We start from the raw sequence: 7,989 nt of genomic DNA, 5'->3' as shown, positions 1-7,989 counted from the left end.
GAGCGCTTCTCCAAAAATCGCAAAGATTTTTCTCGCCGCCAGAACTCATTGAAAGTGCAGCGATTTATCTCCCGGAGTCGTATCGGAACGATACGGCAGGAAGGAACTTATTAACCTTCCTTTTCTATCCCGGTAGGGTCGTAATTTGCAAAGCATGAGTGAGTAGCGGACGCATGCGTTTTCCCAGAACCAATTTGACGGATGCCGGAGATTTTTCCAGCGAGATTGAAACGGACCTTCCGGAGGAAAACCCAGGGGAGAAGCCGGCGGCACCCATCTGGCAGAGCAACTTTTCTCTCGCGCCGAATGTGCGTTTCACCCGCACGCCGGAAACGCTGATCAGTAGGCGGCGCGCGCCGAATGAGCCCGTTCGCGATGATTCGCAGATTGGACAGCAGGCGATACGGATAGAGCCGGTTGCCGTCGACGTGCCGTTCGATATCTATCTGCCGGAGCCGGACGAAATTTCCGCAGCACCGCACAGGATCGAACTGCAGCAGTCACCTTTGCTTGATGAGGCCGCCGCGCCGGCTTTCCGCGCCAGCGCTGAGCTTTCCTCCATTTCGGATTTCGCCTTCTGGGAAGTCATGGCCTTCGAAGAGGCAGAGCCGGTTCGCGCACCGCCGTTGATATCGTTCCCGAAGACCGAGACCTCGCCCGAATCGATCACGTCGCTGTTCCGGATCATGGAATGGCGCCCCGGCCGGCCGGCCCCCGCTCCCGTCGTCTCCCGCCCGGCCCCGCAACCCGCCGCGGTCTCCGCAAAGGTTGCCGTGCGCCCTCAGGCCGCCCCGTCCCTGGAAAAGCCGAGGCGCATTATTGTCGAGGCGCCGGTCATGCTGGCACCTCAGGCTGCGCCAACCCCTCAGGTCGCGCCAGCCCCACAAATTGCATCGGCCCCTCCGGCCGCGCCGGCGCCGCAGCGCACGCCGCCCGTCGCCGCGGTCCTACCGTCGCCGCGCCTGGCCGTGAGGCCCGAAAGGATCGACGCATCCGGCTATGAATTTCCGCCGCGCGCGCTGCTGCAGGAACCGCCGGAACGCCTTGGCGAGATCATGTCGCAAGAGACGCTGGAGCAGAATGCCGGGCTTTTGGAAAGCGTGCTGGAAGATTTCGGCATCAAGGGCGAGATCATCCATGTCCGTCCCGGCCCGGTCGTCACCCTCTATGAATTCGAGCCGGCGCCGGGCGTGAAATCGTCGCGCGTCATCGGCCTTGCCGATGATATCGCCCGCTCGATGTCGGCGCTCTCGGCCCGTGTTGCCGTGGTCCCCGGCCGCAACGTCATCGGCATCGAACTGCCGAATGTCACGCGCGAAACCGTTTATTTCCGCGAGATGATCGAGAGCCAGGATTTCGAGAAGAGCGGCTACAAGTTGGCGCTCGGCCTCGGCAAGACCATCGGCGGCGAGCCTGTCATTGCCGAACTCGCCAAGATGCCGCATCTGCTCGTCGCCGGCACCACCGGTTCCGGCAAGTCGGTCGCCATCAATACGATGATCCTGTCGCTGCTCTACCGCATGACGCCGGAACAGTGCCGCCTGATCATGGTCGACCCGAAGATGCTCGAACTGTCCGTCTATGACGGCATCCCGCATCTGCTAACGCCCGTCGTCACCGATCCGAAGAAGGCGGTGATGGCGCTGAAATGGGCCGTGCGCGAAATGGAGGAGCGCTATCGCAAGATGTCGCGCCTCGGTGTCCGCAACATCGACGGTTACAACGACCGCGTCGCCCAGGCCCGCGAAAAGGGCGAGACCATCCATGTCATGGTCCAGGTCGGCTTCGACAAGGGCACCGGCACTCCGATCGAGGAAAGCCAGGCGCTGGACCTGACGCCGATGCCTTATATCGTCGTCATCGTCGACGAGATGGCCGACCTGATGATGGTCGCCGGCAAGGACATCGAAGGTGCGATCCAACGCCTCGCCCAGATGGCGCGAGCCGCCGGCATCCATCTGATCATGGCGACACAGCGTCCGTCGGTCGACGTCATCACCGGCACGATCAAGGCAAACTTCCCGACCCGCATCTCCTTCCAGGTGACCTCGAAGATCGACAGCCGCACCATTCTCGGCGAACAGGGCGCCGAGCAGCTGCTCGGCCAGGGAGATATGTTGCATATGCAGGGCGGCGGACGGATTTCCCGTGTCCACGGTCCCTTCGTCTCGGATGTCGAGGTCGAAAAGGTCGTTGCCCATCTGAAGACCCAGGGCCGCCCGGAATATCTCGACACCGTCACCGCCGACGAGGAGGAAGAGACGGAAGAGGAAGAAGCCGGCGCCGTCTTCGACAAGAGCGCCATGGCCTCCGAGGATGGCAACGAGCTCTACGAACAGGCGGTCAAGGTCGTCATGCGAGACAAGAAGTGCTCGACCTCCTATATCCAGCGCCGCCTCGGCATCGGCTACAACCGCGCCGCCTCATTGGTGGAACGCATGGAAAAGGAAGGCCTCGTCGGCCCGGCCAATCACGTCGGCAAGCGCGAGATCGTATCGGGACGGGGCGACGGCGAGTAATCGCCGGCGGCCAGGGCGTCTGACGGATTCCTCTTTTACATCCTCAAGGCAGCCAGCCGAACCGTCTCGCTGACAAACTCGGTCTTTCCGCCGGTATAAAAATCCCAAACGCCGTCTGCCTCCGCAGCCAGCCGGCGTTTCAGATCGGCATAGGCCTCGGCCCTCCCGGGGTGATCCCTGAGATAATCGCGAAACAGAATGCGGTCCTGATGCGCGCGATTATCGGGTCCGCAAAGATAGAGCCTGAAGCCATAAGCTTGATGATCGCGGGTGAAAGCCCATCGTCGCTCTCCAGTATCGCCGTGGAAGACGAAGTCGGCAGCGCGCACGACCTCGATCGCCGCTGCCAGGAACGCGTCGGATATCACCACGGCAGCAAGGTCGATCTTCGGTTTGGCCAGCAAACCAGGCACCGACGTACTGCCGATATGATCGATGGAAAGCAGGCGGTCACCGAGCAAGGCGGAGACCTCGGTGCTGATCTCGGTAAACAGCCGCGGCCAGGAAGGATCGTAGTCGACTACCTTGATGGCGCGCATGCCCTTCCTCTCGATCTGTTCAGGGCGCCTTGGTCAGCAATCCGTCGAGGATTTCGATCATCTTCTGCTCGGCCTCTTCGAGCGAGCCGCTATTGTCGAGCTCCACCACGTCATACTCGCCGCGCACCGTCAGCGGTCCGCGGGCGAGCCGGGCCATGATATCTTCATGCGTCTCGCGGCCGCGCGCCTCCAGCCGGCCGGCGAGCACCTCGGGGCGGGCGGTGACGTTGATGACTTTCAGCCGCGGGAAGGCGGCCTGGAAGCGGTGAAGCGCCGAGCGTGAACCGTTGGCGACGACGATATGGCCTCGCGACAGCGCCACCGAGACCTCGGCCGGAATACCGTATCTCAGGCCATGCGCTTCCCACCAGACGGCGAAGGAGCCTGACTGCTCCATGGCGGCAAAACCTTGCAGGGAGACGGAAAGATGGTCTTCGCCACCGGCGTCGCGGTGACGGGTGATGACGCGGCGGACGAAATGCACATCTTCGCGGCCCTTGAAACGCCGGGCCGCGAGGTTCATCAGCGTGTCCTTGCCAGCGCCGCTCGGTCCGACGACGACGACCATGATGCCGCGCTCGGCTCCGGCTCCTGCGTGGGGTTCGTGCGGCATCATGCGACACGGCGTCCCTGGCGCCAGACGGAGCGTGTCACCGGCACGCCGTGCGAACGATGGACGCGGACGAGATCGGCGCGCAGCCCGGTCGCGATCCGGCCGCGATCGTCGAGGCTGACGGTGCGGGCGGGTGTCGACGTCACCATGGCGATCGCCTTCGGCAGGCTGATGCTCTCGACCTCGTCGGCGAGGATGAACGGCGCATGCAGCAGGCTGAGCGGCACGTAGTCGGAGGAAAGCACGTCGAGCACCCCCATTTCGGCAAGGTCGCGGGCGGCGATGTTGCCGGAATGGGATTTGCCGCGCACGATGTTCGGCGCGCCCATCAGCACGCTCATGCCATGTCCGTGCGATGCCCGCGCGGCGTCGAAGCTGGTCGGGAATTCGGCCAGGCGCACGCCGTTGTCGATCGCCTCGTCGACATGGGAGAGCGTCGCATCGTCATGGCTTGCCACGGTGATGCCGCGCTCGGCGCAGACCTTGGCAATGGCGTTGCGGTGCGGCGTCGAATTACGCGCCGATTCTGCCTGGCGCTTGGCGACGAAACGCGCAAAGGCCTCGTCGCTCAGGCCCCGCTTCTTCTGGTAGTAGAAGATATATTGATCCATCGTCTGGAACTGACGCTGGCCGGGCGCATGATCCATCAGCGAGACGAGCCGCACATGCCGGTCGTTTTCGAAATCGGCGAAATGTTCGAGCACATTGTCGGCCGAGACCTCGCAGCGCAGGTGGATGAGGTGCTCGGCGCGCAGCCTGCCTTCCGTCTCCGCCGACTGGATGGCATCGGCCATCTCGCGCATCTCGCCATGTTCGAAGCCGCCGTCCTCGTCCGCACCCATGCGCAGGCAGTCGAACACCGTGGTGATGCCTGATGTGACGATCTGGGCGTCATGCGCCTGGATGGCGGCGGTCTTGTTCCAGCGAATGCCGGGGCGCGGCTGATAATGGCCTTCGAGATGATCGGTGTGCAGCTCGACGAGGCCGGGAATGATATAGTCGCCTTCGAAATCTTCGCCGGCTACCGAGTTGCCCTCGGAGATGTCGGCGATCTTCCCGTCGCGGATGAGGATCGAGCCCGAGAGGATGTCGTCCTCGAGAACGATGCAGGCGTTGGAAAACACGGTCTCTTTGCTCATGTCGTCAGGTCTTTCAGCTTTTGGCGCCGGCAAGCGGCAGCCAGGAATGAACTTTGAACGGGGCGCCGCGCGTCTCCTCAATGAAGACGGCAAGGCCGGAAATCGAAAGCGGCCGGCCGGTAAAATCGGCAAACCGCTCGGTCAGGATCGCTTTCATCACCTCGGCGCGTGTCTCGGGCACCTGGCCGCTCAGCGTCATGTGAAAGCCGAAATCCTCCATGACGTAAGGATAACCCCAGCGCTGCAGATGGGCACGCTGGCTGTCGCTGAGCTTCTCCGGGTTGCGCCGCGCCATATCGGCCTCGGAAAGCGCCGCGCGGAACGGTTCGAACGACCTTACCACCTTCGCGGCGAAATCCTGAAGAGGTTGATGAAGAGAACCGGGAACGAGGGCAAAAAAACGGCCGAGCTGGCCAAGCACGAGTTCAGGAATCTCGAAGGCTTGCGTGCGCTGGGCAAAATCCTCGGCAACGGTCAGGAGATCCTTCTCGGTGACGGAGGAGGCGAGCGAAAACGGCGCCTTGATCGTGGCATGAAAGCCGTAGCGGCGGGGGTCGGCGGTCAGCTCGAACTGTTCTGCAGCACCCAGCTGATCATATTCCGGTGCAGAATAAGTCTCGCCCGTGAAAGCATTGCGGCCGAGCCAGAGCGAGGCCGCGCCGGTCAGGGGATCATCCTTCGGCGGCGAGAAATAGAGAGCGTAGCGCAAGACTTTTATCCTGGAGATCGTCCAAACGGGGGGAGCGCACTGTGCAGTGATTTGGCGGCGAACCGCAAGCAGGCTCCCGGCTAAAAGATTTCCGTGACAGAATGATGATGGCGTCAGTTCGTCAGTGGCCCTTTTTTCCCATCACGCGCGAACGCAGCGCATTCGAGAGGTTGTCGAAGGCGAAGACCACGAGGAGGATCAGCAGGACCATATAGGCGACTTTGTCCCAGTCCGAATTGGTCTTCATGGATTCGAGCAGCTTAAGGCCAATGCCGCCCGCACCGACGGCGCCGATTACGGTCGCCGAGCGGGTATTCGATTCCCAGAAATAGAGCGATTGCGAGATGAACACCGGCAGAACCTGGGGGATGACGCCGTAGCGTTGGACGGCCACCGGTGCCGCGCCGACCGATCTCACGCCCTCACGCTGCTTGTCGTCGATGTTCTCAAGCGCTTCGGCATAGACCTTTCCGAGCGCGCCCGTATCGGTGAAGAAGATCGCCGCGATGCCCGGAAGCGGCCCTGGGCCGAAGGCACGGGTGAAGAACAACGCCCAGATCAGCATGTCGATCGAGCGCAGGAAATCGAAGAGCCGCTTCGTGCCCCAGTTCGCAGCGCGGCTGCGCATGATGTTGCGCGCGGCGATGAAGGCGAGCGGAAAAGCGACCAGCGTGCCGAAGAGCGTGCCGACAAAGGCCATGACCAGCGTCTGCATCAACTTCGACAGGATGTCGCCATGCTGCCAGCTTGCGTTGTTGAGGAAGTTGTCCAACGCCAGCGAGGCATTGGACTGGTTCGGATCGAGCCGTTCGCCGGAGAACATCAGGCCGGCGACCTCAGGCAGGCTGCGGCCCCAGAAGAGCGACTGCGTATCGAAGAAGAAGTTCGCCCAGCCGAGAAAGCGGCGCTGGACATAGACCTGGCTGGTACGGATTTCCGCCTGTCCCGCAAAACCGTAATAGACGATCACCTTGTTGTCGTCCTGCTGCATCTGGGCAGGCGCATCGGCCGGCAGGGAGGCACGATCGCGGGTGATGGTCACGGGATAGAGCTTGCCGCCGATATAGACGTCGATGCGGCTCGGCGTCACTTCCATGCGGTCGCCGTCGCTGCCGAAGGTAACGGTGTATCGGCTGCCGTCGGCATTGGGCTTCAGCCAGTTGATATCGGCGCCCTCGGGATACTGGCGGCGGCTGGTCCATTGGGGGACGACCTGATCGTTCTGGAAACGCAGGCGCGGCTGGGCGCGCCAGGAATACCAGTCCTGGACATAGATCGCCGCGCGGTCCCAGTTGCCGTTCACGAAGGTGGGGATGACGTTGAAGAAGGCGAAGCAGAAGGCAAGGTAAACGAAAACCGCAGCTGAAATGAGGAGCAGACCCCAGCGCTGCATGAAGCTGCGATGGAAGACGTCCGGATAGGCGGAAAGCAGTCGTTCGCGCTCGGCGGCGTTGATGGTCGGAACAGAGGACATCAGGCTGCTCCCTGTCCGAATTCGAAGGACTGCTTGCCGATCAGCCGGCGGCGCAGCCAGGCGGAGAACTGGTCGACGCAAATGACGGTGACGAGCAGCAGGATGATGATCGCATAGGTCTTGGCAGCATGGTCGCGTCCGATCGACAGGCTGAAGACCTCGCCTATGCCGCCGCCGCCGACGGCGCCGATAATCGTCGAGGCGCGCACGTTGATCTCAGTCCGCAGCAGCGTGTAGGAGACGAAGTTCGGCAACACCTGCGGCAGGATCGCGAAGCGCACGCGCTCCAGCCAGCCGGCGCCGGCAGCGCGCAGGCCTTCATCCGGCTTCATGTCGGCATTCTCGACGACTTCGAAAAACAGCTTCCCAAGCGCGCCGACAGTATGGACCCATACCGCGATGATCGCCGAAATAGGACCGATCGACAGGATCGCGGCGAGAAGACCGGCGACGACGATTTCCGGGAAGGCGCGCATGATTTCCATGATGCGCCGCACGACCCAGCGCGTCACGCCTGCACCGACCAGATTGGTGGAAGCGAAAAAGCAGAGCACGAACGCGCCGCTCGCACCGAGAATGGTGGAGACGATGGCGATGTTGAGCGTGATCGCGAGCTGGTAGAAGAAATTCGGGATGTAGAAACTATCGGTGATCCAGACGCGGTCGCTTGTATAGTCGTATTTGATCGAACCGTCGGAGAACGGCGACGGCAGGTCGAACATGGCGCGGAAGATCTCCAGCGGACTGTCCGGCACGAAGCTCTTCATGAAGTCGAAGAAATAGGGGAGGCGCTCGAAGAATTTGCCCGAATTGGCGCTGTTGGCGAAGTCGAGCGAGGCGCCGAGGATGATCAGGAAGATCACGATTGAAACGACGGTATAGATCCGCCGCGTTCGAACCTGGCTCTGATAATGATCGAGGATGGTGCGGGAGCCCTCCTGCAATCCGCTCAGAGAGTCCGCGCCGGCTGAGTGCGCCATATGTGGCTTCCTTCTT

7 protein-coding genes are annotated in these 7,989 nt (G+C 62.2%); 1 reads left to right on the top strand and 6 read right to left on the bottom strand.

Annotated elements, in window-relative coordinates:
• Positions 1-173: 173 nt before the first annotated feature.
• The gene (locus OLZ32_RS15590) at positions 174-2,519 is read left to right on the top strand and encodes a DNA translocase FtsK (protein WP_003544392.1); all 2,346 of its coding nucleotides are present in this window, start codon (positions 174-176) and stop codon (positions 2,517-2,519) included.
• 35 nt (positions 2,520-2,554) lie between these two features.
• Here OLZ32_RS15590 and OLZ32_RS15585 read toward each other — a convergent pair whose 3' ends face one another.
• The 6 genes from OLZ32_RS15585 to phnE (OLZ32_RS15560) form a co-directional block, all read right to left on the bottom strand.
• Positions 2,555-3,058, bottom strand: coding sequence for a GrpB family protein (locus OLZ32_RS15585; protein WP_003544394.1), 504 nt, complete (start codon positions 3,056-3,058; stop codon positions 2,555-2,557).
• Between the two features lie 19 nt (positions 3,059-3,077).
• Complete coding sequence (gene phnN, locus OLZ32_RS15580) at positions 3,078-3,674, bottom strand: phosphonate metabolism protein/1,5-bisphosphokinase (PRPP-forming) PhnN (protein WP_264421755.1); 597 nt, start codon at positions 3,672-3,674, stop codon at positions 3,078-3,080.
• Positions 3,671-4,810 (bottom strand): alpha-D-ribose 1-methylphosphonate 5-triphosphate diphosphatase, encoded by a 1,140-nt coding sequence (locus tag OLZ32_RS15575; RefSeq protein WP_264421753.1) that lies wholly within the window; start codon positions 4,808-4,810, stop codon positions 3,671-3,673. The genes phnN and OLZ32_RS15575 overlap by 4 nt, the downstream gene beginning before the upstream one ends.
• Before the next feature lie 13 nt (positions 4,811-4,823).
• Complete coding sequence (locus OLZ32_RS15570) at positions 4,824-5,519, bottom strand: DUF1045 domain-containing protein (RefSeq protein ID WP_003544400.1); 696 nt, start codon at positions 5,517-5,519, stop codon at positions 4,824-4,826.
• Positions 5,520-5,640: 121 nt separating this feature from the next.
• On the bottom strand, positions 5,641-6,993 hold the full coding sequence (gene phnE, locus OLZ32_RS15565; RefSeq protein ID WP_264421751.1) for a phosphonate ABC transporter, permease protein PhnE: 1,353 nt from the start codon (positions 6,991-6,993) through the stop codon (positions 5,641-5,643).
• On the bottom strand, positions 6,993-7,973 hold the full coding sequence (gene phnE, locus OLZ32_RS15560; protein ID WP_003544404.1) for a phosphonate ABC transporter, permease protein PhnE: 981 nt from the start codon (positions 7,971-7,973) through the stop codon (positions 6,993-6,995). Before phnE (OLZ32_RS15560) ends, phnE (OLZ32_RS15565) begins: the two co-directional genes overlap by 1 nt.
• Positions 7,974-7,989: the final 16 nt, after the last annotated feature.

This window comes from Rhizobium acaciae (assembly GCF_025941625.1).
GTDB classification, from domain to species: Bacteria; Pseudomonadota; Alphaproteobacteria; order Rhizobiales; family Rhizobiaceae; genus Rhizobium; species Rhizobium acaciae.
This window is presented reverse-complemented; position numbering and strand designations above follow the sequence as displayed.

Bases quoted from the DNA above. Each gene is read 5' to 3' on its own strand.
- phnN (WP_264421755.1), bottom strand. From the start codon at position 3,674: ATGATGCCGCACGAACCCCACGCAGGAGCCGGAGCCGAGCGCGGCATC.
- OLZ32_RS15575 (WP_264421753.1), bottom strand. From the start codon at position 4,810: ATGAGCAAAGAGACCGTGTTTTCCAACGCCTGCATCGTTCTCGAGGAC.
- phnE (WP_264421751.1), bottom strand. From the start codon at position 6,993: ATGTCCTCTGTTCCGACCATCAACGCCGCCGAGCGCGAACGACTGCTT.
- phnE (WP_003544404.1), bottom strand. From the start codon at position 7,973: ATGGCGCACTCAGCCGGCGCGGACTCTCTGAGCGGATTGCAGGAGGGC.
- OLZ32_RS15590 (WP_003544392.1), top strand. From the start codon at position 174: ATGCGTTTTCCCAGAACCAATTTGACGGATGCCGGAGATTTTTCCAGC.
- OLZ32_RS15585 (WP_003544394.1), bottom strand. From the start codon at position 3,058: ATGCGCGCCATCAAGGTAGTCGACTACGATCCTTCCTGGCCGCGGCTG.